This is a genomic window from Streptomyces humicola, from assembly GCF_024436035.1.
Classification (GTDB): Bacteria; Actinomycetota; Actinomycetes; order Streptomycetales; family Streptomycetaceae; genus Streptantibioticus_B; species Streptantibioticus_B humicola.
The window spans coordinates 16501-43191 of sequence record NZ_JANFNG010000032.1; the positions used below are offsets into that span (position 1 = coordinate 16501).

27 protein-coding genes are annotated in these 26691 nt (G+C 70.1%); 8 read left to right on the plus strand and 19 right to left on the minus strand.

The window, feature by feature from the left end; translation table 11 throughout:
- Nucleotides 1-27: 27 nt before the first annotated feature.
- Nucleotides 28-627 carry a hypothetical protein gene (locus NGB36_RS27755; RefSeq protein ID WP_255923292.1) on the minus strand — a complete coding sequence of 200 codons (600 nt, stop codon included), beginning with the start codon at nt 625-627 and terminating at the stop codon, nt 28-30.
- A gap of 108 nt (nt 628-735) precedes the next feature.
- On the opposite strand from NGB36_RS27755, the gene NGB36_RS27760 reads away from it, so the two are divergent.
- The gene (locus NGB36_RS27760) at nt 736-1221 is read left to right on the plus strand and encodes a MarR family winged helix-turn-helix transcriptional regulator (RefSeq protein ID WP_255923293.1); all 486 of its coding nucleotides are present in this window, start codon (nt 736-738) and stop codon (nt 1219-1221) included.
- 71 nt (nt 1222-1292) lie between these two features.
- Here NGB36_RS27760 and NGB36_RS27765 read toward each other — a convergent pair whose 3' ends face one another.
- On the minus strand, nt 1293-1526 hold the full coding sequence (locus NGB36_RS27765; protein ID WP_269470647.1) for a ferredoxin: 234 nt from the start codon (nt 1524-1526) through the stop codon (nt 1293-1295).
- A 16-nt stretch (nt 1527-1542) separates the two neighbouring features.
- On the minus strand, nt 1543-2739 hold the full coding sequence (locus NGB36_RS33520; protein WP_255923295.1) for a cytochrome P450: 1197 nt from the start codon (nt 2737-2739) through the stop codon (nt 1543-1545).
- A 195-nt stretch (nt 2740-2934) separates the two neighbouring features.
- Between NGB36_RS33520 and NGB36_RS27775 the strand changes: the two genes are divergently transcribed.
- From NGB36_RS27775 to NGB36_RS27785, 3 genes are all read left to right on the plus strand, one after another.
- Complete coding sequence (locus NGB36_RS27775; RefSeq protein ID WP_255923296.1) at nt 2935-3942, plus strand: methyltransferase; 1008 nt, start codon at nt 2935-2937, stop codon at nt 3940-3942.
- Between the two features lie 140 nt (nt 3943-4082).
- Nucleotides 4083-5135 (plus strand): methyltransferase, encoded by a 1053-nt coding sequence (locus NGB36_RS27780; protein ID WP_255923297.1) that lies wholly within the window; start codon nt 4083-4085, stop codon nt 5133-5135.
- Between the two features lie 19 nt (nt 5136-5154).
- Nucleotides 5155-5685: a flavin reductase family protein gene (locus NGB36_RS27785; RefSeq protein ID WP_255923298.1), complete on the plus strand. Its 531-nt coding sequence runs from the start codon at nt 5155-5157 to the stop codon at nt 5683-5685.
- Between the two features lie 374 nt (nt 5686-6059).
- Here the strand turns inward: NGB36_RS27785 and NGB36_RS27790 are convergent, their stop codons facing one another.
- Together NGB36_RS27790 and NGB36_RS27795 are read right to left on the minus strand one after the other, a co-directional pair.
- Nucleotides 6060-7814, minus strand: a complete 1755-nt coding sequence (locus NGB36_RS27790; protein WP_255923299.1) for a tryptophan halogenase family protein — start codon at nt 7812-7814, stop codon at nt 6060-6062.
- 111 nt (nt 7815-7925) lie between these two features.
- A complete protein-coding gene (locus NGB36_RS27795; protein WP_255923300.1) occupies nt 7926-8609 on the minus strand; it encodes an SDR family NAD(P)-dependent oxidoreductase in 684 nt (227 codons plus the stop codon).
- Nucleotides 8610-8641: 32 nt separating this feature from the next.
- On the opposite strand from NGB36_RS27795, the gene glnT reads away from it, so the two are divergent.
- On the plus strand, nt 8642-10156 hold the full coding sequence (gene glnT, locus NGB36_RS27800; RefSeq protein ID WP_255923301.1) for a type III glutamate--ammonia ligase: 1515 nt from the start codon (nt 8642-8644) through the stop codon (nt 10154-10156).
- 44 nt (nt 10157-10200) lie between these two features.
- Here the strand turns inward: glnT and NGB36_RS27805 are convergent, their stop codons facing one another.
- From NGB36_RS27805 to NGB36_RS27825, 5 genes are read right to left on the minus strand one after another with little or no spacing between them, the layout of a single operon-like run.
- Nucleotides 10201-10530 carry an avidin-fold protein gene (locus tag NGB36_RS27805; RefSeq protein ID WP_255923302.1) on the minus strand — a complete coding sequence of 110 codons (330 nt, stop codon included), beginning with the start codon at nt 10528-10530 and terminating at the stop codon, nt 10201-10203.
- The gene (locus NGB36_RS27810) at nt 10527-11915 is read right to left on the minus strand and encodes an FAD-binding oxidoreductase (RefSeq protein ID WP_255923303.1); all 1389 of its coding nucleotides are present in this window, start codon (nt 11913-11915) and stop codon (nt 10527-10529) included. The genes NGB36_RS27805 and NGB36_RS27810 overlap by 4 nt, the downstream gene beginning before the upstream one ends.
- Complete coding sequence (locus NGB36_RS27815; protein WP_255923304.1) at nt 11912-13006, minus strand: NAD(P)/FAD-dependent oxidoreductase; 1095 nt, start codon at nt 13004-13006, stop codon at nt 11912-11914. Before NGB36_RS27815 ends, NGB36_RS27810 begins: the two co-directional genes overlap by 4 nt.
- Nucleotides 13003-14352, minus strand: coding sequence for a class I tRNA ligase family protein (locus NGB36_RS27820; protein ID WP_255923305.1), 1350 nt, complete (start codon nt 14350-14352; stop codon nt 13003-13005). Before NGB36_RS27820 ends, NGB36_RS27815 begins: the two co-directional genes overlap by 4 nt.
- On the minus strand, nt 14345-14692 hold the full coding sequence (locus NGB36_RS27825; protein WP_255923307.1) for a cupin domain-containing protein: 348 nt from the start codon (nt 14690-14692) through the stop codon (nt 14345-14347). Before NGB36_RS27825 ends, NGB36_RS27820 begins: the two co-directional genes overlap by 8 nt.
- A 125-nt stretch (nt 14693-14817) precedes the next feature.
- Here NGB36_RS27825 and NGB36_RS27830 point away from each other — a divergent pair, with 125 nt between their 5' ends.
- On the plus strand, nt 14818-15297 hold the full coding sequence (locus NGB36_RS27830) for a hypothetical protein (protein WP_255923308.1): 480 nt from the start codon (nt 14818-14820) through the stop codon (nt 15295-15297).
- A gap of 11 nt (nt 15298-15308) precedes the next feature.
- Here the strand turns inward: NGB36_RS27830 and NGB36_RS27835 are convergent, their stop codons facing one another.
- Nucleotides 15309-16814, minus strand: a complete 1506-nt coding sequence (locus NGB36_RS27835) for a right-handed parallel beta-helix repeat-containing protein (protein ID WP_255923310.1) — start codon at nt 16812-16814, stop codon at nt 15309-15311.
- A 198-nt stretch (nt 16815-17012) separates the two neighbouring features.
- Nucleotides 17013-18032 (minus strand): methyltransferase, encoded by a 1020-nt coding sequence (locus NGB36_RS27840; RefSeq protein WP_255923311.1) that lies wholly within the window; start codon nt 18030-18032, stop codon nt 17013-17015.
- 241 nt (nt 18033-18273) lie between these two features.
- Between NGB36_RS27840 and NGB36_RS27845 the strand changes: the two genes are divergently transcribed.
- Complete coding sequence (locus NGB36_RS27845; protein ID WP_255923312.1) at nt 18274-19905, plus strand: FAD-dependent monooxygenase; 1632 nt, start codon at nt 18274-18276, stop codon at nt 19903-19905.
- Between the two features lie 139 nt (nt 19906-20044).
- On the plus strand, nt 20045-21301 hold the full coding sequence (locus NGB36_RS27850) for a cation:proton antiporter domain-containing protein (RefSeq protein ID WP_255923313.1): 1257 nt from the start codon (nt 20045-20047) through the stop codon (nt 21299-21301).
- 14 nt (nt 21302-21315) lie between these two features.
- Here the strand turns inward: NGB36_RS27850 and NGB36_RS27855 are convergent, their stop codons facing one another.
- Genes NGB36_RS27855 through NGB36_RS27885 form a run of 7 tightly spaced genes read right to left on the minus strand, consistent with a single transcriptional unit; the run spans nt 21316 to nt 26593 of the window.
- Nucleotides 21316-22185: an LLM class flavin-dependent oxidoreductase gene (locus NGB36_RS27855; protein ID WP_255923314.1), complete on the minus strand. Its 870-nt coding sequence runs from the start codon at nt 22183-22185 to the stop codon at nt 21316-21318.
- 6 nt (nt 22186-22191) lie between these two features.
- Nucleotides 22192-22929: an SDR family NAD(P)-dependent oxidoreductase gene (locus NGB36_RS27860; protein WP_255923315.1), complete on the minus strand. Its 738-nt coding sequence runs from the start codon at nt 22927-22929 to the stop codon at nt 22192-22194.
- 39 nt (nt 22930-22968) lie between these two features.
- Entirely contained in the window at nt 22969-23292 is a 324-nt protein-coding gene (locus NGB36_RS27865; protein ID WP_255923317.1) for an antibiotic biosynthesis monooxygenase family protein, read from the minus strand.
- Nucleotides 23282-24520, minus strand: coding sequence for a ketosynthase chain-length factor (locus tag NGB36_RS27870; protein WP_255923318.1), 1239 nt, complete (start codon nt 24518-24520; stop codon nt 23282-23284). Before NGB36_RS27870 ends, NGB36_RS27865 begins: the two co-directional genes overlap by 11 nt.
- Nucleotides 24521-24522: 2 nt before the next feature.
- Entirely contained in the window at nt 24523-25800 is a 1278-nt protein-coding gene (locus NGB36_RS27875) for a beta-ketoacyl-[acyl-carrier-protein] synthase family protein (RefSeq protein WP_255923319.1), read from the minus strand.
- Nucleotides 25797-26261, minus strand: a complete 465-nt coding sequence (locus NGB36_RS27880) for a cupin domain-containing protein (protein ID WP_255923320.1) — start codon at nt 26259-26261, stop codon at nt 25797-25799. Before NGB36_RS27880 ends, NGB36_RS27875 begins: the two co-directional genes overlap by 4 nt.
- The gene (locus NGB36_RS27885; RefSeq protein WP_255923321.1) at nt 26258-26593 is read right to left on the minus strand and encodes a TcmI family type II polyketide cyclase; all 336 of its coding nucleotides are present in this window, start codon (nt 26591-26593) and stop codon (nt 26258-26260) included. Before NGB36_RS27885 ends, NGB36_RS27880 begins: the two co-directional genes overlap by 4 nt.
- Between the last annotated feature and the right edge of the window lie 98 nt (nt 26594-26691).

The window sequence follows — 26691 nt, forward strand, 5'->3', positions numbered from 1 at the left end:
CTTGTGGGTGGGTCTGAATTCGGTACGTCATTGCTCGTTGACGGTGAGGTGGTTGCTGCCGGAGTCGAGGGTGATCTCGTAGCCGGGGACCGAGCCGTCGGCGGAACCTCCGTGGCTGTGCCAGTCGCAGCCGGCCGACGTGCCGACCCATTCGCCGTCCAGCGAGAGGCTGGTGAACCCGTGCTTGCCCCGCAGCGCGACGCGGGTGCCGGCCGGGCGGGTGAAGGTCACCCACCGCAGCCCGCTGCCGATACGGATCGGCACCACCCTGTCGGTCGGCGGGAGGAGGAAGTCCGAGCGGGCGAGCGCGCCGGTGACGGCAAGGGAGTTCAGCCGCACGCCCGTCAGGTCGGCGGCGATGTGCGTGGCGTTGCCCTGGACCTCGATGTCCCACTCGGTGCCGGGGGCCAGGGTGATGAAGGCCGCGCGGCGCGCGAAGTCGAAGGGGTGCATGGAGCCGCGGCGCGTGACGGTGACCGTGCGGCCGTCTGCGCCGGACGCCACGTTGGACGCCGGTCCCTCGAAGCGTGCGGCGTAGGGGCTCCCGTCGGGAGTAGGTCCGGCGGTGATCGTGAGGTGGTGGACCTGAGGGGTGAAGACGAGGCGGCTGGCGGCGCGAGTGCGCATGATTCCTCCCAGAAATCTAGTCGCTAGATTTTCTAGCGACTAACTCTGAGAGAAACCATAGGGGCGCAATCGCTAGAATGTCAAGAGAATCGAGGAGAGGAGCCGCCGATGGCAGCGGAACCGGATCGGGACGCGGACGAACGCGAGCGCCTGATCGAGGTGTTCGGGCAGGTCATGCAGGAGTTCCAGCGGTCCGCCGACACCCTGGACCAACGGGTCGCCGACCGGCTCGGGCTCAACCGCACGGACCTGCGCTGCCTGGAGTTGATCTTCGCGCCCTCACCGCTCAGCCCGGGAGAGCTCGCTACCGCGGCCGGCCTGACCACCGGCGGCGTCACCACGGCCATCGACCGCCTGGAGCGGTCCGGCTACGCGACGCGGGTACGGGACACCAAGGACCGGCGTCGGGTCATCGTGCAGCCGACCGAGAAGAGCTCCGCGATGCTGGGCGAGGTCTTCGCGCCGATCGTCGAGGAAGGCGCCGAGTATCTGCGCCGGTTCGACGTCCAGACGCTGGAAAGAATGACGGAGTTCCTGCGCTTCGCCACCCGGCAGCAGCAATCACACGCTGCACGCCTCGCAGCCGGCGAGTAGACAGTAGACAGCGGTGTGGGGGCCCCCGTCGTCGGGCCCCACACCGCTGTCACACACCCGCCCACTCGCGCCTACTCGTCCACCCCTTCGCCCACCCCTTCGCCCGCCTCCTCCACTCGTATGGAGCCGGTGGGGCAGCCGCGAGCCGCCCGCAGCAGCTCCCTGCGCAGCCCCTCCGGCGGGTTCTCGTCGAGGACCACGACCCGGCCCTGCTCGTCCTGGTCAAAGACCTGGGCGAGCCGGTACACACACAGACTGGACGTCACACAGGTCGAGCTGTCCGCTGTCACACGCAGGGCACCCATCGGGCGCGCTCACCCCTCACCACTTCACGGGAATCCGGGCATATCCAGCGAGGAAACCGCCGACCGGGCGCTCCAGCTCCTCACCCGCCACCGCGAGGCGCAGATTCGGGAACCTGCGCAGCAGCCCATCGGTGGCCTCCTGCAGCTCCATCCGGGCCAACGCCGCGCCCGCGCAGAAGTGGATGCCGGCGCCGAAGGTCATGTGGTGGTTGTCCTGGCGCCGGATGTCCAGCGTGAGCGGCTCCTCGAAGACGTCGTCGTCCATGTTGGACTCCACCGAGAGCATCACCGTCGCACCCTTGGGGATGACGGTGCCGTCCAACAGCTCGATGTCCTCCAGCGCGTACCGCAACGAGCCGAGGGAGGTCCCCATGATCTGGAAGCGCAGGAGCTCCTCGACGGCCGAGGGCACCAGCTCCAAGTTGGCCTTCAGGTCCTCGGCGACCTCGGGGCGGTGCAGCAGAACGGCCATGCTGGTGCCGATCTGCGACGCGGTGGTCACATAGCCGGCGATCAACAGGGTCTTCACCCAGTGCTGGAGCTGATAGGGCGTCAGCTTTCCTGGCTCCTCCTGGCTGACCCGGATCAGCTCACTGATCAGGTCGTCCCCCGGCTCCGCCCGCTTGGCGGCGATGAGCTCGCTCAGGTAGTCCCAGTACTGAACCCGGCAGCGCTCCACCTCGTCGTCCGGCAGCCGGGTCACCGACAGATAGCCGTCGATCAAGGACCTGAACTTCGCACGGTCCTCCGGCGGCACGCCCAGCATGTGGCAGATGACCAGGATGGGCAGAGGGTAGGCGTACGCCTCCATCAGCTCGGCGGGCTTCGGCCCGGCCTCCATCGCGTCCATGAGCTCCTGGGTGATCTGCTTGACCACCGGGCGAAGTGCCTCGATCCGTCGGGCACTGAAGGCTCGCATGACGACGCTGCGTTCCTCCAGATAGCGCGGAGGATCGTTGTCGATCTCGGGGTCGCCGAACAGGTCGTTGTTGGCCGAGATCCGGGACGCAGGATAGCGGGAGGTGTTACGGCTCAGCCTCTCGTCGGCGAAGAGCTGTCGGACGTCCTTGTAGCGGGTGACGAGGACAGCGGGGTCACCGCTGGGCAGGGTGACGTGGAGCAGAGGATTCTCCCGCATCGTTCGCCAGTGCTCCGGGATGTCCGGCGCGGGGGCCCACGGGAAGGGGTAGCTGACCGGGCACGACGAGTCCACGCGGCACCTCTCTGGTCTTTCGTTGGTCTTTCGTCAGGCGAAGCTCGGAATGCCGCTCAGTCTCCGCATACCGGCTAGGGGTCTGCTCAATCTCCGGTGGACCTCGTGCGACTCCCCCCACCATCGAGCCATCCTCCATCCGGCACTGGGAGATTCCGCCCGGAAGAGCCATGGCCGGACGAGGGAGACGCCGATATGACACGCACCGGTCCTGACGTCGCGACGGCGGCGGACCTACTGCGCCTCGGAAACATGTTCTGCGACGCCAAGGCCCTGCTCACCGCCGTACGACTCGATCTGTTCACGGTGCTAGACGAAAAGCCCGCGACGGCCGAGGAGTTGCGCGTGCGGCTGGGCCTGCACGGGCGCGGTCTTGCCGACTTCCTCGGCCTGCTGACCGCGCTCGGCCTGCTCCACCGCGATGCCCAGGGCCGCTTCCGCAACACCGAGGGCGCCGCCGCATACCTGGTGCAAGGGCGACCCGGTGCGGTCCACGGATTCCTCATGGGCGCGGACATCAACCTCTACGGCGTCTACGGACAACTCGCCGAGGCCCTGCGCACCGGCAAGCCGCAGGCCGACGGCGACTTCACGGGAATGCTCGACGACCCGGAGGCACTCGGTCACTTCGTGCGGATGATGGACGGCCTGACACAGGGTCTCGGCGGGCAGCTGCTCACCGCTCTGGAAGGCATCTCGTACGACTCGGTGCTCGATCTCGGCGGCTGCCGTGGACACCTGACGGCTCAGCTGCTCACCGCCCGCCCCGGCCTCGTCGGGCACGTCTTCGACCTGCCCCAGATGGAGCCGTTCTGCCGCGGCTACCTTGCCGAGCTGGGACTGAGCGACCGAGCGGTGTTCCATCCCGGCGACTTCTTCCGTGACCCTCTGCCCTGCGCCGACGTCGTGATCCTCGGCCACATCCTGCACGACTGGAGTCCGCAGCAGCGCCAGGAGCTGCTGTCGAAGGCACACCGTGCGGTCAACCCCGGCGGCACGCTGCTGGTGTACGACCGGATGCTGGGCGAGCACTCCGACGACACCGAGAACCTGGTCGCCAGCCTGAACATGCTTCTGGTCACCGAGGGCGGCAGCGAATACACCGTGGCCGAGATCGCCGGACAGGCCAGGGCCGCGGGCTTCTCCTCCATCACTCACCGGTCGATCGCCGACTACGACACCCTCGTGCTCTGCCGCGCCTGACAGACTCCGGCAGGAGAGAGCGTGGAACAGGGAGCGGGGCGGCCCGGGCGGCAGCGGTCGCGGCCGGCACCGCGCCCCCACCGCCGCAGGCCCCATGGCGCGCCACCATCCTGACGAGGCCTACTACCAAGGGGAACACCATGAGGAGCTCGACCACGAAGCAGCCGACGGCCGCGGAGTACCTTCCGCTGCTCTTCGGTTTCGCCGTCTATCAGATCGGGGCCGCCGTCGCCGGGCTCGGCGTCGTCGAGGCGCTGGCCGACGGGCCGCGGACCGTCGGCCGCCTGGCCACCATCACCGACACCCATCCGGGTCATCTGCGCAGGCTGCTGCGGGCGGCGACGGCCGCGCAGCTGTTGCGCGCCACGGACGACGATGCGTTCGAGCTGACGACCCTGGGCCGGATCTTCGCCAAGGAGTCTCCGCTCCAGGCCGCTCCGCTGACCGCGATGCACAGCGCAGCGCCGGTCTGGCAGGCCTGGGGCGCGCTGGAGGAGTCGGTCCGTACCGGCCGCAACGCCTTCGAACTCGCCCACGGCAGCCGACTGTTCGATTTCCTGAAGGGGGAGCCGGAGCTCGCCGCCACATTCCACGACGCCATGGCTGCGGGCAGCGAAGTACAACTTCCGGCCATCATCTCCGGCTTCGACTTCTCCCGCTTCCGCCATGCCGTCGACGTGGGCGGCGGCAACGGAACCCATCTGGCCGCGATCCTCGCCGCCAACCCGCGGCTGCGCGGCACCGTCTTCGACACCGCCAACGGCGTGGTGGAGGCAGCCGACGTGCTGGAGTCGGCCGGCGTCGCCGACCGCTGCGAGGTGGTCAGCGGCTCGTTCTTCGACTCGGTACCTGCCGCGGCGGACGCGTATCTGCTCAAGAACATCCTGCACGACTGGAATGACGACGAGTGCCGACAGATCCTGGAGAACTGCCGCGCAGGCCTGGCGCCCGACGGAAGGATCGTCGTCTTCACCTCGGTGCTCTCCGAGGGGCGCGGCGACGAGGACCCGGCTGAAGCGTTGGGCGCGGCCATCTTCGACATCGAGATGATGGTCATGACCACAGGCCGGGAGCGCACCTTGAGTGAGTTCGAGGCCCTGTTCGCCGCCCCGGGGCTGCGGCTCGACACGGCGACCGCATTGCCCTGTCCCTTCCTCTACTACGCGCTGGAAGCCGTTCCCGTCGAACGGTGAACACGATGAAGGGGCGCCCATGACCACCCTGCCCGTCGGTGCCACGGCCGGCACGCCCATGGTGGCGGCATCCGACTACCGAGCGATGATGGCCAAGTTCCCCAGCGGGGTCTCCGTCGTCACCGCCTACGCACCCGACGGCACACCGCGGGGCATGACCTGCTCAGCGGTGTGCAGCGTGACGCTGGAACCACCGACGCTGCTGGCCTGCCTGCGCAACGACAGCCCCACCCTGGCGGCCGTCCTGGCCGCCAGGGCGTTCACCGTCAACCTGCTGCACGAACGTGCCCGTTCGGCCGCCGTGCTCTTCGGCTCGGGTGACCCCGGCCGCTTCGACCGAGCCGAGTGGTCCCGGACGGCCATGGATTCCGGACCGGGCCTGTTCGCCGACGCCCACGCGGTGGCCGACTGCCATGTCGCCGCGGCGCACCGGATCGGCTCGCACACGGTCGTCTTCGGCGAAGTACAGCACATCACGCTCGACCCCACGCGGCGCCCGCTGCTCTACGGGATGCGCGAATACGCGGCCTGGCCGCTGATCCACCTGTGATCCCACGCGGACACATGCAGATCCGAGGCCGTGGGCAGGGGCACCCCCTGCCCACGGCCTTGTCCGGCGTTGGAGCGGCCTCAGTGACTCCGGCAGCAGGGCCCGCCGGGGTGCCCCATGCCCGGCGAGCGAGGGGTCCCCCGCCCTGGCCTGCGGCCGGGGGACCCCCGGGCGCACCGCGTCCCCCGCAGCTGCGCTCGGGAGCTATCCCCTGCGTGCAGCACCGCTGCGTCCGCCGACGGAGTCGGCTGAGAGCACAGCCTCACGCGGCACGCCCACTCCTCATAGCCCTCCGGGCATGGGATGTGCCCCCTCCTCGCCCTCCGGGCGTGGGGGACCCCTCCGTCACCCGCGCTCCCTCCTGCCGGAGGCTCTTACAGCAGGCCCATCCGCCGGGCTATCTCTGGACCGGCCCAACTGTCCTCATCGCCGAGCAGCTGGCGGTTGAGCTCCGCATGCGCGCCAAAGGCCTCCAGCGCCTCACGCGTAGGCAGCGAGTGCCGTACCAGGACATCCGCGGCCTGGCGGCGTGCCTTCCACCGCTCGACCGGCTCGTCCATAGGCAGCAGCCGGGTCGGCACCTGCTGACCGAGCAGCAGATAATCGATGCCGAACAGGCCGAAGAAGCTGGGGGCCACCCGGTTCAGCAGGTCCTGTACGAGCGGGCTGCGGCGTGAGAGGGGCGCGCCGCCGGCGTAGACATCGAGCAGTGGCTGGAATCCGGAGACGTCGACGCTGCTGACGCACTCCTTCCAGAACGGCGTGGTCTTCCGGGTGTTGAACCGGTAGTGGATGGCGAGCAGCCAGCGGATCGCATCCCAGTGCTGTGCCAGGCCGATGTTGACGGCGTCGCGGACCTGCGGATCGGCCCAGGAGCCCGGGAGGGTCGAGAGCAAGGTCTGGATCTCGGTGCCGATCATCAGCAGGCCGGTGGACTCCAACGGCTCGACGAAGCCGTAGGAGTTGCCGATGCCGATGACGTTTCCCCGCCACGCCTGCTCGTACCGGCCGCTTCGGAAGCGGACGACGCGCGGTTCACTGATGCCCGGGTACTTGGTCATGAGCTCGTGGGCCGCCTCGTCGTCGGAGATCGCGGACGAGGAGTACACATAGCCGCGGTGGTCGCTCTCCCGGGTCGGGATGCACCAGCACCACCCGGCGTTCATCGTGGTTGCCTGGGTGTAGGGCTTGATCGTGCCGCCGTGGTCGATGTTGCCGGTGACCGCGGAGTCGGTGAACAGGCTGTCGGCGAAGGAGACGTAGCGGGTCTTCAGCGCCTGGCCGAGCAGCCGGGAACGGAAGCCGGTGCAGTCGATGTAGAGGTCGAAGCGGAGCTCGCGTCCATCGGCGGCCCGGACGTGGTCGACCCATTCGTCCGCGCCGAGGACCACGTCGTCGAGGGTGGCCTCGACGTGGTGAATGCCGCGTCGCTCGGCCAGCCGCGCCAGGTAGGACACCAGCCGTCCGTTGTCGAGGTGGTAGGCGAACGGCAGGTACTTCATCAGCGACAGGGGGCTGCCGCCGACGTCGTAGACGGCAGCGCGGTCGGCGACCATCAGCGCCGAGCCGAGGGTCGAGCCGTTGATGTTGCCGGTGGTCCGGATCGCGCCCTGCAGGCCCACGGAGTCCGCCGACCAGTCGAAGGGGCCCATGAAACCGTCCGGATGCGGCCCCCAGTCGAACCGGATGCCCAGCTTCCAGGTGGGTTTCACCTCCGCGTAGAGCTCCTGCGGGTCGATGCCCAGATAGTGGTGGAGGAAGAGCGTGAACCACGAGACAGTCGCCTCGCCGACGCCGATGATCGGGATGGACTTGGACTCGACGAGCGTCACGTCCAGCCACGGCCGCTTGGCCTTGAGGGCGAGAGCGGCCAGGTATCCGGCTGTACCGCCGCCGATGACCCCGATCCGACGGATGGCCTTCGGGTCGTTGTCTTCCGGTTTGGGGACGTCGCTCGCGGTCGCGGCCAGAGTGCCCAGCATCGCCATCGGGTCGGTGGTCCCGGGTCCGCCGCCGGGAAGCCATGCGCGTACGGAGTCCGCCTCCTGCGCGGGGAGAGCCGCGAGCAAGCGGTCGAGTTCATTGCCGTCCTCGGGTGCCAAGCCCTTGCCGAGCGTCTTGTGGTCCATCGTCACTCCCGGATCCGGTAAGTCGGCCAGGCGCCCACTGCGCGTACGGCACAGGGGTCGCCACGGGAACCTTCTTCCCGGACGCTCAAGCCGTGCTGGACCGCCGCTGCGTCACCAGTCGAAGACCAGCTCCGCGCGGCGGAACGTACCCGTCGGGCCGCCGTCGGGCAGCAGGACGGCATCGGCGATGTCCCGGGCGGCCTCGTCCGCGGTGCGCGCGGCGTCGGGCATCATCCGGGTGCGGGTCGGTCCCGGGTTCACCGCGTTCACCAGTACGCCTGTGTCCTTGGTCTGCGCGGCGAGCATCTGGGTCAGGCCGTTCAGCGCGGTCTTCGAGACCGAGTAGCCGGGACTGCCGGTGAACAGGCCGTTGTGGAACGATCCGGTGCCACTGGAGACGAAGACCACCCGGCCCCAGCCCGCCCGCACCATGTCCGGTACGAACGCCTGCGCCACCCGCCAGGCGCCGACGAAGTTGACCGCGAAGGTGCGCTCGACCACATCGAGCGGCACCGAGAGCGGATCGCTGCCGATGTCGAGCAGCACGCCCGCGTTGGACACCAGCGCATCGACCGGCCCGATCTCCTCACGAGCCCGCTTGACGCTCTCCGGGTCGGTGACGTCCAGCACGCAGGCGCGGACCCCGACGCCGAGGCAGGCGGCGGACTCCTCGGCCGCGGCCGCATCCCGTGCGGTGACGACGACCCGCAGCCCCCGATCGTGGAGTTCCACTGCGACGGCACGTCCCAGCCCGCGATTGGCACCTGTGATCAACGCCGTGCGTTGCTCGGTCACTTCACCCTCCAGGTCTCGTCGCTTTGGTGCGGATGCTGACAGCAACGGCTCAAATCCCGCTGGTGCGCGAGGGGGTCGAGCCCGACGCGAGCGCGGCCGGAGAAGGTGGGCCGGACGGCAATCGAGTCGATCACACCACGGAGGACGCGATGACGGCGCTGCCACCCCCGGAACCTTCCAGGAACGCCGACGAGCTGGCCCGGGCGGTCGCCCGGGACGGAGTGGACTTCCTACTGGTGATGTTCGTCAACCTGCACGGAAAGCCGTGCGCCAAACTGGCCCCGGTCCGCACGCTCGACCGGCTGCTCGCCGAGGGGCTCGGCTTCGCCGGCAACGCAGCGGACGGCCTCGGGCAGTCGTCGGCCGACCCGGATGTCGTGGCAATCCCGGATGTGACCTCCTATGTGCCGTGTCCGCTGCAGGAGGGGCTCGGCATCATCCAGTGCGACCTGTACGTGGAGGGGGAACCGTGGCCGTACGCGCCGCGCTGGATTCTCCGCCGCCAGCTGGAGCGGCTCGCCGAGCAGGGCCGGCAGCTCAAGGTCGGTGCGGAGCCCGAGTACTTCCTGGTCAGGCGTACGGCGGACGGTACCGTCACGGTCGCCGACGAGCTCGACACATCGCCGTCGCCCTGCTACGACGCCAACGCCGCAACCCGCGGCTTCGGGCACCTGTCCACCATCAGCCGGGCGATCGATGCCCTCGGCTGGGAGAACTACTCCAACGATCACGAGGACGCCAACGGCCAGTTCGAGCACAACTTCGGCTACGCGGAAGCGCTGCGCACGGCTGACCGGGTGGTGGTCTTCCGCCACCTTGTGAAGCTGGCAGCTCACCGGGCCGGGCTGGTCGCCACCTTCATGCCCAAGCCGTTCTCACGGCTGACCGGCAATGGGTTGCACCTGCACGTCTCGCTCTGGGAGGGCAGCACCGAGCTGTTCGCGGACGCGAACGATCCGCGCGGGCTCGGCACATCAGCGCTCGGCTACGCGTTCGTCGCGGGCCTGCTGGACCACGCGCCGGGGCTGATGGCACTCACCTGCCCGACCGTCAACTCCTACAAGCGGCTCGGCGCGGGCGCGGACACCCTGTCACGCTCCAGCTGGGCACCGGGGTACGCGAGCTACGGCGGGAACAACCGCACCCAGCTGGTGCGGATACCGGACACCGGACGGATCGAGGTGCGGTGTGTGGACGGCGCCGCCAACCCGTACCTGGCCATTGCCGGGATCGCCGCGGCCGGCGCGGATGGCATCGCGCGCAGCGCCGACCCGGGAGAGCCGGTCACCGGCGACCTGGAGAATGCTCTGGTACAGCGGCACCAGGGGCTGCGCCCGGTGCCCCCGACGCTGCTGCACGCGGTGGAGGAATTGCTGGCGGACGGGGTGCTGCGGGAAGGCCTGGGCAAGGTGCCGGGCGCCGTCGGAGGCACCGCGGGTGAGTACGGCGAGTATGCGGTGTACTACGCGGCCGTCAAGCGGGCCGAATTCGCCGAGTACCACCGTCAGGTGTCGGCCTGGGAGACCGAGCGCTATCTGCTGGCGTGAGCGCGATGAGGTGCCCGGGGCCGATCCGCCCCGGGCACCCACCGTCACCGGATCTCCTCAACCCACGACGTTCCGGTGGAGCCGTCGGCGCGCCGCCACTCCTCGCGCAGCCGAATCCGTCCGTCGGCGAGGAACTCCGGGGTGCTGACGACCTCGCCGCCGACCGTCCGCCCGTCGTCCAGCACCTGGCAGTACGCGGCGGTGAGCACGCCGTCGGGCGCACTGCGGCCCACCAGCCGACCGGTACGCACCGCGCCGCCGGAGAACTCCGCCCACACCAGATCCCCGCGCTGGTGATAACGGCCGACGGGGGTGGCGCCGCCGGATGCGGTCTCGGCCGCCGAGGAACGGAACGCCCTGCCCTCGTAGTTCATCGCACGGCCCCCGCGGGGGCAACGTTGTAGTTGGAGCGGAAGAAGTTCTCCGGATCAAGGCGGCGCTTGACGCGCTCGAGGCGCTCATAGGCAGCGGGCCCGAAGGTACGCAACGCGCGCTCGCGGCCTGCGGATCCGGAATCGCCCACGTAGTTGATGTAGCCGTCTCCCCAGTGCCCGTACGGCTCGGCCCGCCCCGCGACGGACTTGGCCCATGCCGTCTGCTGAGCGTCGGCCTCCGGGCGGTCCGCTTCCCATATCGCCATACCGGTGATGTTGAAGGCCGCGCCCCGGAACGGAACGGCGCTCGCGGTCGGACCGCCGCGGCGTACCGCACCGTTGATCGGCTCGATGAGAATCGTGTCATTGTAGGGGTCGGTGATCTTCGCCGCACGGAAGCGCTCCGCGATCGCCTCGACCAGCTCGTCCGGCAGCCGTTCGACGCAGCGTGCGCTCCAGTAGTGCCGCAGGCCGAAGGGCAGGCGGCCCAGGCACATCTGCATGGACACATACGATCGGTCCTCGATGCGCCAGTCGAGGATGTCGAGGCGGCGCAGGGCCTTGTCCAGGGTGGCGCGGTATTCCGCGTCGTCGCCTGCGTAGCACACGCTCATGACCGCCGCCGGGCCCTGGGCCGGGCCGTGACGTTCGAGCAGCAGGGTACAGGTGAGGTCGTCGGGAGCGGTCAGCATCAGATCGCGGAACAGGCGGATGGCGGATTCGGGATCGGCGCCCGGGTAGGCGACGTAGCCACCGTAGATCCGCTCGACGGGATGCAGCCGGAAGGTGAACTCGGTGACGATGCCGAAGTTGTGGCCCGCACCCCGCAACGCCCAGTCCAGCTCAGGATCGGACTGCGGGTCGACGGCCAGCCGCTCACCGTCGGCAGTGATCAGCTCGTACGACTCGACGTTGTCGCAGGTGAGTCCGTACCGGCCCATCAGGTGGCCGATGCCGCCGCCGAGCGTGAGGCCGCCGACACCGGTGTCGTCGAACGTTCCGCCGGTGACGGCGAGTCGGTACGCCCCGGCCGCCAGATCGACGTCTGCCCAGACGGCCCCGCCTCCCGTGCGAGCGAGCCGGCGCTGGGGGTCGGTGGACACCCGGTTGAGCAGGCGCAGGTCGATGACGAGTCCTGCGTCCACGGATCCCGAGCCGGCGACGTTGTGCCCGCCGCCGCGCACCGCCGTGGGCAACCCGGCGTCCCGCGCCACCCGGACCACGGACCGCACCTCGTCCGCGTCCCTGGGCAGGCAGATCAACGTGGGCCGGCGGTCGTGCATTCCGTTGAAGAGCAACCGCACCCTGTCGTAGGCGGGGTGACCGGGCGCGATCACCCGGTCCGGGCAGACGGCTTCCAGCGCACTGCGGGCATCGGCGGTCATCGGTGGTCCCTTTCGGCGGTCGGGAGGGGGCGGCGGGCCCGAAGGGTGTGCATCAGGTCGGCGGCGGCGTCGGCCGACGCCGCGAGAGCGGTCTTGGCCGCCGCGCCGCTCCCACCGGCGTAGGTGAACAGCCCGGTCCGGTGCTCAAGGACAGGCCGCAGCGCCAGGCGCCCCTCGGCGGCATAGGCTTCGGCGCTGGCGATGACGCGGCGTGGACGGCGGTGCACGGTCAGCCCGGGGAAGCGCCGCGCGACGGCTACGCGCACCTCGCGTTCCTCCCGGTCGAGGAAGACCTGCGGCCCCGGCGGCAGGTCCCAGCGATCGGTGGGCAGGCCGAAGAGCATGCGGCCGGGCCCGGCCGGGCGTCCGTAGAGTCCGCTGGTCTCGTCGACGAATGCAGGCGGGCGCTCGCCCTCCACCTCGTAGACGGCGCACTGGATGGCCTTGGTCCGCAGCCCGGTCTGTGTGTCCGGAAAGCCGAGATCGGACAGGAGGCGGCCGGTCCATGCACCGGTGGCGAAGACGATGGCGTCGGCGTGGCCGTACTCCGTCGACGTGCGGTAGACGAACCCGTCGGCGTCCGGGCCGAGTTCCCGTATCGCTCCCTCGTACACCTCTCCGCCTCGGGCGGTGAAGTCGCGGCGGGCCGCTCTCCGCAGGGCGTCGGGCGAGAAGTATCCGGCGTGGAGCTCCAGTACACCCACGGCCTGCTCCGGCAGTCCCTCCATCCCGAACTGCGCAGCCAGCTCGGCCGGTTGGAGCAGGGAAGCCGAACCGGGCAGCATCCGGTCGAGCACGGCGAGGCGCTCCCCCGCCGGGCTCGAACCGACGACGTGCACCGAGCCGACCTCCCGGTACTCGGACCAGTCGCGCAGCAGGGCGCTCTCCCGCAACTCCGCCAGGGAGCGCGCGGCAAGCTCCGACAGCCGGGGGTCGGTGTCGAATCCGCGTACCAGGCCCCCGGAGAAGGCGGTTGCGTCGTGTTCGGCGTCCGGTCCGGTGATCAGTGTGACGTGGACGCCGGCCTGCCGGACGAGGCGCCAGGCGATGAGCATTCCGGCGATGCCCGCTCCTGTGATGCAGATTCTCACCGGTCCGCCGCCTTGCCTGAGCCGATGATGGCATCGAGCGGCCCGCAGGGGGCGGCCCCGTTCGTGCCGAGCAGGCAGCGGGCCGCGAGCGCGGCATCGAAGTGCTCCAGCGTGAGCGCCGATTCAGCCCTGGCCAGCTCGTTCGGGTCGACCGGCGCCTGGCCGCCGTCGAGGTCCCAGGCGTCCGTCGTGGTCCGGAAGCGATCGAGGGTGAAGTTGGTGGGATGCGGCGCCGGGCGGTCCCAGGCGATGAAGGCGCGGACCGCGCGCGGGTCCTCCTTCTCCAGCAGCTCGTTCGCCCACACCGCGTGGTTACGGCTGGTGGAGAACTTCTGCCCTTCGAGGCGGTAGAACTCGTTGACGACGAGCCCGCCCAGCAGCTTCTGCGCCGGCACGCCCGCGGCGGCGAAGAGCGCCGGGAACATCGCCAGGTAGTAGAACGCGTTGTCCAGGCCGAGGAAGGCCCACAGTGAGTCGAGCCCCTGCCAGGCCGCAACATGTTCACGCAGTCCGGTCGCCGCGGGCTGCAGGTGTCGGCCGATCGTGTAAAGGTAGCCCAGGCCCATCTCGGCCCACACATCGAGGCGGTGGCCTGGCGTGCCGGCCCCGAGCTCGATGCCCCAGTCGGTGGGGTAGCTGAGCGGCACGACCGGCATCGGGTCTTCGGCCAGCAGTCGCGCGGCCAGCTCCCGGGCACGCGCCGGCAGGATCGCTGTGCACCATGCGGCCTCAAGCGCGGCACGGTGCTCCTCAAGTGGCAGCACCGGCCCACGGACGGTCTTCTCGCCGGTCGCCGCCGAGCCGCAGCGGGTGCAACGCGGATCGACCAGCCGAGCCGCCGGGGTATAGCCGCCGCAGCCCTCGCAGGTGCCGCCGCCGCACTCCGCGCCGCAATGCGGGCAACGCCCGCTGACGTAGGCGTGGTGCGCGACGCCGCGGCACGAGGGGCAGGCCGGCGTGCTCCACTCCTGTACGGGCAGGGCTCCGCTGCCGACGAGTTCGCCGAGGAAGCCGGTGACGGCCGAACGGTAGCCGGGTTCGGTGAGCGGTTGTGTGAAGCCGTCGTGCACGACCCCGGCGCGTGCGAACGCGTCGCGGATCAGCCGGGCGTAGCGGTTGCGCACGTCGAGTACGTCCGCGCGCTCCTGGCGCGCCTTGGCCAGGACGTAGTTCTGGTGGTCGTCGAGGCCGCACAGGGCAAAGATCCGGCGACCGCCTCGGCGGGCCTCGCGTACGGCGATGTCCGCCGCGACGTACGGGCCGGCGAGATGGCCGACATGCAGTGGTCCGTTGGGCGTCGGGGGCGGGGAGAGGACGACGGTGGTGAGCTCGGACCTGTCAGTCATCGGAGCGTCCTTGGGCGTCGGGCAGCCAGTACAGGCTCAGAACGCGGACGGGCTCGCGGTGCGCGGTGATCACATGGCGCTCGCCCGGTCGCAGCAGCACGGCGGTCCCCGCTGCCACCTCCGTCGCCCGCCCGTCCACCGTGAAGGTCGCGTCGCCGCCGACGACGACGGCGAGCTCCACCTCGGGGTGGTTGTCGAGAGTGCTGGACGAGTTCGCGGGCACCTGGCACCACATGGCCCCGAACGGCAGGGCATCGGCGTCCGGGTACCTCTCCCACCGCCCGATCTGGATTCCGTACTCGCTGGTGAGCGGCGAGTCATCGATGCGGAACGTCTGCACGGACGCCTCCTGCTGGTTGACCGCGGGCGATGCCCCTCATATGCACAGTCATCCTCGGCAACAACGCTCAACGGCGGCTCAAAGGACGGTTGGCGGCCTTCGCGCGCTGTGTCACCATCCACCGCATGACGACGAACCTGCGGGTGGGCGAGCGCCCGGTGGAGTATTCGACGCGTTCGGTACGGACGCTGCGTCCGGAGTCGTTGGGCGGCTGGACGGTGAAGCGTTACGCGGTCTCGTCGCTGCGCGACGCCCCGCCGTCGGAGGTGCTGGACTTCGCGCGGCTCGGGGTACGGATGTCTCTTCCCGAACCCTGCGCCGACGTTCCCGCGCACGCGTTCAGCGTGGTGCACGAGGACGAGGACGGCTGCTATGTGGTGGTCGGCTGGTGGAGCCGTAACCGGCTGATCCTGCACACCCGCACCTGGATCGCGGGTTGGGACAACCTGACGGCCCCCGTCGAGGCACCGGCGCACGCCACCGCGTGCATCTGGGAGATGGCGGCGATGGCACACGAGCGGGATGCCTGGGTACGGCACGTGGTCCGGCCGGAGCGGCCGGACCACGCGGCGTATCTGTCTTCGTCGATCCAGGGGGAGTACTGAGCGGCCAGGGCCTAGTACGCGCCGATGTTCGGGTCGCTCGACGGAATCGGGTTGCCGAAGTAGTCGTGCGCCCCGCTCCCGGTGATCGCCGTGCCGGCGCCCAATGCCGGGGAGCCGTCGTCCAGCTGGTATCCGCCGGCATCGCCGACCGAGGTGGCCGTGCCCGGCGCCACCAGCAGCGGATCGGCCTGGATCGCATCGGAGCCGAACCCCGAGCCGCTGCTGACGTTCTGGTAGATGTTGTGCGAGTAGGTGCTGTGCGGGTCGTTCAGCACGGAGCCGGCCGGTCGGCCGATGAAGATGTTGTTGGTGAAGGCTGCGGTCGATGCTCCGTAGACCTCCACGAGGTTGGCCGCGCCGGGGGCGTAGATGGTGTTGTTGTAGATCTGTGTGCCGGGTTCGTCGCCACACGGGTTGGTGAACACGCCGTAGACGCCGCTGGCCTGGTCGTTCTGGCTGATGTTGTACCGGACGATCCCGCCGCTTGAGACGGAGCCCTGAGACGGGCAGATGAACAGGAAGCCGGCGCCGTTGTCGTGGCTGAGGTTGTACTGGATGAGGGTTGCGGTGTCGCCGCCCTCCAGGTCGAAGGCCATGCCGGGGCTCTTGCCGTCGGCGACCTCGTTGTACTGGAAGACGGTGTAGTCGGAGTTCCAGGCGTAGGCGCCGACGTTGTAGTCCGCGGAGCGTTCTTCGTAGCCGTCGACCACGTTGTGTTGGATGAGGGCGTGGTCGCCGTTGAAGACCATGATGCCGTCGCCGCCGGTGTCGCTGACGTGGTTGCCGTCGATGACGAGGTGGGTCATCGGCACCCACGTGGTGCCCGGCCCGTTGGGGTACTGTGAGCGGCGCTGCCAGTACGAGACGGTGCCGATGCCGGTGCGGTCCACGTGGGCGACGGTGTCTCCGGTGACGTGCACGCAGTCGAACCCAGTGGGCACCGAGGAGCCCCCTGCGACGAAGAGGATGCCGCCGCTGCTGTTGGGATCGCGGCAGTCACAGCCATTGACGTTGTGCACCGAGACGTTGGATATGACGTAGTGATGGCCGATGCCGAAGTCCTCGAGGAGGACGTAGATGCCGACGCGCTGCTGAGTGGCGGTCGGGGCCGGGCCCTCGTTGCTGATGTCGAGATTGCTCAGCTCGTAGTACTGGACGTTGTGCAAGAAGACGGCCGCGGTGGCGCCGCCGCCGACGATCCTCGCCGTGCCAGAGCCGTAGGAGGCGATGGTGATGGGCGCAGCCGCCGAACCGGAGCCCCGCGGGGCGAGGGTGCCCGCGCAACTGCTGCCTCCTCGCAGGCGGATCGCGTCGCCGGGCCGCAGCGTAGTGGCGTTCACCATTGCCAACGACTTCCAGGCGCTGTTCGGGCTGGTGCCTGCCGCGCTGTCGCTGCCGCCCGAACAGTCGACGTAATAGGTGGTGCCACTGCTCGCATCGGGTGAAACGGGAGCGGCTGTCGCGACAGCCGCTCCCGGAACCACCAGCGCGACGGTGGCTGCGACAGCCGCAAGCACGCGTCGGCCTCTACCGGATAGTCCGTTCATGTCCTTCCCTCCAGGCGCACGTGGTCTCCCCCGTATGCCCTGGTCGGTGGTGGTAGGAATGGCCGGATCCTTTCCCCCGCCGGTCGAGCGCGGCTCGCGTCGAACCTGAAGCGGCCCCGGTGCCCAAGGAACGGTCAGGGCACCGGGGCCGCGGCACGGGATCCCGTTTCAGACGGACTTGCGGGCGACCACCAGAGTGTCGTAGTCACCCAGCGGTGACACCTCGGTGGAGGCGAACCCGGCATGCCGGGCATATTCGGTGATCTCGGCTGCCGGGTACTCCGAGCCGCCGTCGGTGACCAACAGCATGTCTAGGCTGATCACCAGGTTCTCGGCGTGCTCCGGCTCGTCGTCGAGCATGCGGTCGTAGACGAGCAGCGCTCCGCCCGGGTTGACCGCGTCGTATGCCTTGTGCAGCAGCTCGCTGCGCTGCTGCGCATCCCAGTCGTGCAGCACATGACCGAGGATCACCACATCTGCGCTGGGCAGCGGATCGGTGAAGAAGCTGCCGCCGTGGAATTCGAGCCTGCCTTCCAGCCCCAGCTCGGCGATGAGCTCCTTGGCGAAAGGTTCCATCGCCGGAAGGTCGAAGACGTGGCCCGCGAGGTGTTGGCGCGCCCGGACGATCTGCGAGGCGAGGTTGCCTCGAGCGCCGCCGATGTCCGCCACCGAGCCGTACGGAGACCAGTCGAACGCGTCGATCAGCTGAGCACCCAGCACATTGGTGAAGGCGTCCATGCTGCCGATGAACTGCCGCAGAATCGCGGGGTTCTTGGTGACCGCCTCAAAGTCGCTTCCGGACTGCGGTTGGCCGGTGCGCAGGGCCTCCTCCAGCCGGCCCCAAGCCGGGTAGAGGTTGCGGCTCGATCGCAGCAGGAAGCCGCCGATGTACTCCTCTCCGCCGCGGACCAGGTGGCGGTCGGCGGCGGGCGCGTTGCGGTAGCGTCCTTGGGCGCGCTGCAAGACCCCCAACGCCACCAGCAGGTCGAGGAAGTCACGCAGCCCGCGGCCGTGCAGCGACAACCGGTCGCGGACTTCGTCAACCGTGGCGGCGCCGTCGGACGCTTCGTGCAGGGCGGTGAACAAGTCGAGTTCCACGGCGGTCAGCAGCGCCTTGGCATCGCAGAACGCGTTGCCGAGCCGGAGGATCCCGGCGGGCGTGCTGACGTCCGGGGGGTTGCTCGTCATCGGTGACTCTCCTTCCTGGACGCCTGGTGGCCAGGCGCCGGACCCGTACGTGCCGCGACGCTCGCAGGACGGCGTGGAGGGCTCCTCGAACCGGACTGGAACCGCGTGATCCGGGCGTCCGCCCGACCGCGATGCCAGGAATCCTCAAGGGCCTGTCAGTAACTCTTCGGTGTGCGGCGGGCCGTATCACCTCGTTGCGCGCACAGGACTTCGGAAACGAGGGGAAGATGAGGGGACACGCATGTATGACGTGAGGATCCCTGTGCTGATCGTGGGCGGCGGCCCGGTGGGCCTGTCCACCGCCCTGTTCAGCGAACGGCACGGGGTCGGGACGATGCTCCTGGAAAAGCGCGACGGCACCTCGACGCTGCCGCGGGCCCCGGGCATGCAGGCGCGCACTCTGGAGATGTTCCGCGCCGCCGGCCTCGGCAAGGACATCCGCGCGCTGGAGATCGGGGATTCGCACCCGTACTTCGAGGGCGGCATCATCCAGGTCGAAACCTTCTCCGGGATCGACGACGCGGTGCTGCTCGAGGCGCCGTCGCTGGACGGCCCCACGGTGAGCCCGGAGCGGGTGATGGGCTGCGGACAGGACCGGTACGAGCGCGTGCTCGCCGCCAAGGCGCGTGAGCTGGGCTCCGACATCCGATTCAGCACCCGGCTGGTGGAGTTCACCCAGGACGACGCGGGCGTCACCGCCGTCGCCGAGGAGACCGCCACCGGCAAGCGCATCACCATCCGCGCCGACTACCTGGTGGCGGCCGACGGCGCGAACAGCACGGTCCGCAAGCTGCTCGGCGTGGAACGGCACGGGCGCGGCACCGTCTTCAACGCGCTCAGCATCTACTTCCGGGCACCCGAGCTCGAAGTGCTGCTGAAGGACCGCAAGTTCATCCTCTGCTACGCCTCGGCGCCGGGCACGCTGATGGGCCTGTCCCGGCTGCACGGCTGCAATCCGTGGCTCGCCGCCCCGATCTACTTCCCGGAGAAGGGCGAGGAGCCGGAGGACTTCACGGACGAACGGTGCGTGGACATCGTCAGGACCGCGGCGGGCAAGGCCGACATGGACGTCGAGGTCGTCGCGAAGATTCCGTGGGAGGGTGCGCAGCTGGTGGCGGAGACATTCCGGCGCGGCCGGGTCTTCCTCGCCGGGGACGCCGCCCACGTGCACCCGCCGGCCGGCGGCTTCGGCGCCAACACCGGAATCCACGACGCACACAACCTGTCGTGGAAGATCGCCGCCGTGCTGAACGGCTGGGGTGGCGAGGCACTGCTCGACACCTATCACGCCGAGCGCCACGCGGTGGGCAGCGCCATGGCCGCGCAGGCTCTGGTGCGCAACCGGATCCGGCACGGTTACGCCACCGAGGAGGACAAGGCGGCGATGGTGGACGACATCATTGTGACGCTGGGGTACCGGTACTCCTCCACGGCGATCTCCGCTCCCGCGGACCGGCCGGTGCTCACCCCCGAGCTGCAGCTGGTCGGCGAGCCCGGAACCCGCGCCCCGCACGTGTGGCTGGAGCGGGAGGACGGCGGGACCATCTCCACCATCGACCTGTTCTGGGACCACTACGTGCTGCTCACGGACGCCTCGGGCACGGCGTGGACGCAGGCCGCCGAGAAGGCCGCGGGCGAGCTGGGGATTCCGCTGCGCACCCATGTGCTCGACGCCGTTGGCGAGTTGCGGTCGAAGGGCCGCGACTGGCTGCAGGCGTACGGGATCGAGGCGGGCGGTGCGGTACTGGTACGGCCGGACGCGATCGTCGCCTGGCGCTCGACCGGGCGCGCCGGCGCATCGGCGGCGGCCGGGCTCGCCGGGGCGATCGCGCGTGCCGCAGGCCACACTCCACTGGCCACGGCGGTGCGCTGAACGTCCCGGAACAGCTTCGGGTGTGCGGCTCAGGGCCTGCCCAGTGGATCGTGTCTGGGCAGGCCCTGCCCTGGTGCCCTGCACGAAACGGGCGGTCGGCGCGCACGCTCTCGTCCCCCTCACGGCAGGAGTACTCGCGATGCCCGCTCATCTGGTGGCTCCCTTCTTCCTGGCCCTCGCCACGGCTCTGGCGCTCGCCTGGACTCTGGGCGCCGCGGCCCGGGCGATACGACAACCATCGGTCCTCGGTGAGCTCCTCGCCGGCATCCTGGTCGGACCGACCCTCTGGCACGGCGCGATCGCGGCGCATCTGCTGCCCGTCGCCGTCCGGCCGTACCTGAACGCGCTGGCCACTCTCGGCCTCGCGCTCTTCATGTTCGCGGCCGGCACCGAACTGGAGCATTCCCTGATGCGGTCGCAGGGCCGGATCGCGGTCAGCGTCGCCCTTACCTCCGTGCTGCTTCCGTTCGCTCTGGGGTGTGTGCTCGCCCTGTATCTGGCCGGGCAGCGCCCCACGACGCATACGGCCGGCTTCGTGCTCTTCCTCGGTGCGGCGACGGCAGTGACCGCGTTCCCCGTACTCGCCAGGATCCTCGCCGACCGCGGGCTACTGCGGACCAGGATCGGCGCAATCGCGCTGGGCTCGGCCATGCTGGCCGACCTGCTGGCCTGGTCGTTGCTGGCCGTTGTGCTCACGGTGATCGGCGCCGGACAGTGGCACGCGCTGCTGATCCCGCTCTACGTACTGGCGATGTGGGCGGGCGTCCGCCCGCTGCTGCGCAGCCTGCTGAACGGTGCGGGCGCGGCGGCCGGGGCCGTGGTGATGTGCGGCCTGGTGCTCTCCTGCTTCGCTGCCGACTGGATCGGCCTGCACTACATGTTCGGCGCGTTCGTCTTCGGCGCCGCCATGCCGCGCGACCCGACCGCCGCGGCTGCGGGATTCGTGGAGCAACTGCGGCAGTCCGGCGGGTACTTCCTGCTGCCCGTCTACTTTGTGATGGCCGGCCTCAACGTCGATCTGTCCGCAATGGGCTCGGGCGCCTTCACCGACCTGGCACTGATCCTGGTCACTGCCGTGACCGGGAAGGCACTGGGCACTTGGGGCGGGGCTCGGCTGCGGGGATTGCCGGCACGGGAGTCCTGGATTCTGGCCACCTTGATGAACACCCGCGGACTCACCGAATTCGTGGTGCTTACCGTCGGGCTCCAGCTCGGCGTGCTGGATACGCGGATGTACTCGCTGATGGTGGTGATGGCGCTGGTCACCACCTTCATGGCCGGTCCTCTGCTCACCGTGCTGCTCCCCGGTGCCGACACTGGGATCGTCGAACGGCCGCAGGAGGCGGAACTGCCCGGCGTCCCGCGAGCGGGAGCCGGGCAATCGCGCCATCAGTAGGCCATTCCTGCTGGTCACCCCAGCGCTGCCGCCCCGAGCAGCTCCAGCTGCTTGGGGTCGGCGGTGCACGGCAGCAGGACCAGCTCGTCGCATCCCGCCTCCGCGTAGGCTTGTACGGCGTCCCGTACCTGACCGGCGTCGGTCAGCACTCCGGACGACGCGCGTTCCGCCTTGGCGTCAATGAACGAGTAGTAGCGCCGCAGATATCCGCCGGCCACCCGTCCGGCGCCCGGGCCCAGGCACGCATACAGCAGCGAGACCATCCGAGGCCGCTCGGTGCGCCCCTCCTCGGCCCACACCTCACGCGCCTGCCGGACGAGATCCGGGTAGGCGGTGACGGAACTGCCGCCCGCGATCCAGCCGATGCCGAAGCGCGCCGAGCGCCGCATCGCCGCCGGGGAGTGCCCGCCGACCAGCAGCGGTATCCCTCCCGGGCGCGCAGGGCGCGGCCCGATACCGGGCACTGGGCCGCCGCCGTCCCAGATCTGCCGCAGCTCCTCGATGAGCCGGTCGAGGCGCTCGCCGCGTGCGGCGTAGGGGGCGCCGGTCGCCGCATAGTCGTCGGCGCGGCCTCCGGCGGCCACCCCGAGCACCAGGCGCCCGCCGCTGATGGCGTCGATGGTGGCGGCCTGTTTGGCGAGCAGTGCCGCGGCGGGGCGGTAGGGGGCGATGAGAATCGTGCTGGCGAGCCGGATGCGGGTGGTGACCGCCGCGGCCGCGGCGAGCGATGTCAGCGGTTCGAAGTTGTCGTAGACCAGCCGGTCGAGCGTCCCGAGGCTGGCGAAGCCCAACTCCTCGGCGCGGCAGGCCCATTCCGGCAGCGTGGTGCCGTCCTTGTCGGGGACCGTGGTGGGCAGGCCGATCCCCACGTCGATGCCGGTCACCCTTCCTCACACCCCGCCGTCGACGTTGAGGGTGACGCCGGTGACGTAGCGGGAGGTTTCGCCGGCGAGGAAGAGCACCGCGCCCGCGACGTCCTCCGGCTGGCAGATCCGGCCGAGTGCGGTCATGCCGACGATCCGTTCCACCGCCTCGGGCGGTAGTCCCGCGCCGGGTTCTGTCTCGGTGAGCCCCGGAGCCACGGTGTTGACGCGGATGGCGCGCGTGCCCAACTCCTTGCACAGCGCCCGGGTGAGGCCGACGAGGGCGGCCTTGGACGCCGTGTAGTGGACACCGCGCACCCGTCCGCGCAGCCCCACCGACGAGCCGATGTTGATCACCGATGCGCCGTCGACCAGCAGACCGAGCATCGCCTGCGTGACGAGGTAGGCGGCGGTGACGTTGTGGTCGACGACGCGGTGCCATTCGGCCTCCGGCAGTTCGGAGAACCACACCTGGCCGTCGACGCCGACGTTGTTCACCAGCACGTCGAGGCCGCCGAACTCCTCGCGGCAGCTGTCGGCGACCGTCGCCACCTGGGCCGCGTCGGTGACGTCCGCCTGGAGCAGCACGTGGTCGGCGCCGGTCTCCTTCAGCTCCCGCCTCAGCGAGTCGGCGGCCTCGCCGGCGCTGCGCGAGACCACGGCGACGCGGGCTCCGGCGCGGGCGAAGGCGAGCACGGTGGCCCGGCCGATGCCCTTGGTGCCGCCGGTGACCAGCACCCGCTTGCCCGACAGTCCCTGATCCATGGGTTCCTCCCGTTCCTCATCGGATGTCAGTACGAGGTGTCAGTACGCCGCTGTGACTTCGTAGATGCCGAACGGCACCGGCAGCCTGGTGTCCCGGTAGGGGCGCAGCGGAGCCGTGTCCTCGCGGTGGTCCGCGCCCTGTTCCCAGGCATGGAAGGCCTGCCGGTCGGCCCATCGGCTCACCACGACGACCGCGGTGGGGTCGACGGGCGAGCGCAGCAGCTCGTTGCCGAGAAGGCCGGGAACGTCGGCCATCCGCTCGCTGATCAGGTGGTACGCCTCGCCGATCGCGGCGAGCTCCTCCTCGTTGCGGGCCTGGTGGTGGACGATCACCATCACCTGGCCGTTGGTCTCACCCGGCATCGCGCACGCTCCCCAGGACGAGGGCGGCGGTGAAGCCCCCGTGGCCGCGGGCGAGGACCAGTGCGGTGCCAACCGGTATGTGGCGCGGCGCGTCCAGCACCAGGTCGAGTTCGTACGACGGGACGGGTGCGGCCGTGCCCGCAGTGTGCGGGACGACCTGGTGGTGGAGCGCGAGCGCGGCAGTGGCCACGTCCAGCGCCGCTCCGCCGCCGTAGAGGCGGCCGGTGAGGGTCTTGGGCGCGGTCACCGGAACCCCGCACGGGCCGAAGACCGCGCGCAGCGCCTGCGCCTCGGCGGCGTCCTCGCCCGGTACGGCGGAGGCGTCGGCGAAGACGACGTCCACGTCGGAGGGTGCCAACCCGGCGTCGGCGAGGGCGTGTTCGACGGTACGCCGCAGTGCGGGCTCCCGGCCGGTGCCGGGGGCCGGGTCGAAACCGGCGGCGTAGCCGAGGACTTGGGCGTAGCCCGGGCCGCGGCCGCGCCCCGCGAGGGCCTGCGGGTTCTCCAGGATGAGGATCGCCCCGCCCTCGCCCGGCAGATGGCCGGCCGCCTCGGCGTCGAACGGCACATAGGCGCGCTCGGGGTCCGTGACGGTGGACAGCTTGCCGTTGCTCAGCTGCGCGGTGAGGCCGTACGGACACAGCGACGCGTCGGTGCCGCCGCTGACCACGAGCGCGGCACCGCGCCGCAGCAGCCGCCGGGCCTGGCCGATGGCGTCGAGGCCGCCGGCCTGCTCGCAGCAGATCACTCCGCACGGGCCGCGCATGCCGTGCCGGATGGAGACCTGCCCGGTGGTGGCCGCGTAGAACCAGGCGATCGACTGGTAGGCGCCCACCCAGGTGGAGTCGTGCGAGTAGAGGTTCTCCATCTCGTGCTGGCCGAACTCGGTGCCTCCCGAGGAGGCCGAGGTGACCACCGCCATGTCGTACTCGGGCAGTTCACGCGGGTCGACGCCGGCGTCCGCGAGCGCCTGTTCGGCGGCGTACAGGGCGAGGTGGGTCCAGTGGTCGGTCTGCTGGACGAGCCGGCTGGGCACTCGCTCCTTGCTGTCGAACCCCGGTACCTCACCGGCGAGCCGGACGGGATAGCCGGAAGGGTCGAAGCGGCTGATCCTGCCGATTCCGGACTTGCCTGCGAGCACCGCCGCCCAGTGCTCCTCGACGCCGATGCCGGTCGGCGCGGTGATCCCGAGGCCGGTGATCACCGGGCCGGCTGGTGTGCTGGCCACCGTCAGCTCCTCTCGTACGGGACGGCGCCGGGCCGGGCCAGCACCATCGCGCTCTGGAAGCCGCCGAATCCGCTGCCCACGCTCAGTACGACGTCCATCCGGTGCTCCCGGGCGACCAGCGGCACGTAGTCCAGGTCGCAGTCGGGGTCGGGGTTCTTCAGATTGGCGGTGGGCGGCACGACCTGGCGGTCAAGTGCGAGTGCGCAGGCCGCCACCTCGATGGACCCGATCGCGCCGAGCGAGTGGCCCACCATGGACTTGATGGAACTGACCGGGATCTGCCGCGCGTGCTCGCCGAGGCTGCGCTTGAACGCGGCCGTCTCGTGACGGTCGTTCTGCTTGGTGCCCGAGCCGTGAGCGTTGATGTAGTCGACGGCGGTCGGGTCGAGCTTTACCTGGTCGAGCGCGGAGCTGATCGCCTCGGCCATCTCGCGCCCGTCCGGCTTGAGGCCGGTCATGTGGAAGGCGTTGCTGCGGCCGGCGAAGCCGACGATCTCGCCGTAGATGCGGGCCCCGCGCCGCTCGGCGGCCGCCTTCTCCTCCAGGACGAGCACCGCGGCGCCCTCGCCGAGGACGAAGCCGTCGCGGTCCCGGTCGAAGGGGCGCGAGGCGTGCTCGGGGTCGTCGTTGTTGGGGGTGGTGGCGCGGATGGCGTCGAAGCAGGCGGCGGTGATCGGCGACAGGGGCGCGTCCGTGGCCCCGGCGATCACGACGTCCGCAGAGCCCTCCTCGATCAGCTGCACGCCATGGCCGATGGAGTCCAGGCCCGAGGTGCAGCCGGTGGAGATCAGCGCCACCGGGCCTTCGGCCCCGACCTCGTGCGCGACCTCGACGGCCAGGGTGCTGGGCACCATGTAGCCGTACAGATGCGGCACACCGTAGCTGTGGTCGACCAGCCACCGCCTGCCGCTGTCGCTGAGGACGACGTACTCCTCCTCGAGACCCATCGTGCAGCCGACCGCGCTGCCGAGCGCGACCGCGGTGCGCTCCGGCGGGACCGGTTCGCCCGCGATGCCGCTGTCCTCGACGGCCTCGCGGGCGCACACGACGGCGAACTGAGCTGCGCGGTCCATCCGCCGCACCTGACGTGGCGTCAGGCCCGCGGCCGCCGGGTCGAAGTCCACCTCGGCGGCGACCCGGGAACGGAAGGGCGCCGGGTCGAAGAGGCTGATCCGCCGGGTGGCGGTACGACCGGAGGAGAGCAGGTCCCACGCCGCCTCCCGGCCGACTCCGCCCGGCGCCACGATCCCGACGCCCGTGATGACGGCACGCTTGGTCACGGAGTCCCACCCACTCGGGGGTCGGCCGCCTGCGGGTTGGCGACCGTCTCGGTGTCGACGTGCCCGAGCTCCGGGCGGGGCGCGAGCGGCGACAGGTGGAAGGCGCAGTGCGCCCGTGCCTGACCGCTGTTGACGAGACGGTGCCGCACCCCGATCGGTACGAGCAGCGAGTCGCCCGCGCCGAGCGCCACTGGCTTCCCGTCGAGCGTGATCTCCAGCTCACCGGAGATGACGTGCAGGAATTCCTCCGAGTAGGGGTGGTAGTGCTCGGTGACGAATTCGCCGGGCTCCAGGTAGAGAATCCCGCCGAAGCCGGAGGTCGACCCGACCGTCACCGGGCTGAGGGTGACGCGGATGTCGCCGCCGCGCTTACGGTTCGGCTTGGCCTCGTCGACCGAGAACTTCAGCCTCGACGGCTCCCCGGTCTCCCCTGTTTCTGTCCTTGCGATCGCCTCGGTCATCGAATCCTGCCTTCCCGGGGGGTCCACACATAGAACGGGGATGCCATGGCGTCCTTCGGCTCCTGCCAGTTGGGGTCGTAGGGCGAGATCCACTGGGCCAGACCGGTGTTGATCCGGTCGTAGAGCGGGTGGCTGCGCGCCTTGTACAGGTTGGGCGAGATGTCGTCGTCCGCCTCGACCAGATGGAAGTACAGATCGTGGAACGAGAAGAGCGTGCGCCGCGACACACCGATCATGTGCGGCAGGTCTGTCGCATCAGATTCCTCGAAGATCTTCGCGACGGATTCCGCGTCCTTCGGGTCCATCCGCGCCACGATGAGTGTCCGGTGCACCGCCGACCTCCTGCGTAGCCGATACTGAGCGTTTGCCGAATGGCAATGCTCAGCACGGTCGTCGACACGGCTCGACGGCTGCTCGAATCGGCGTCCAG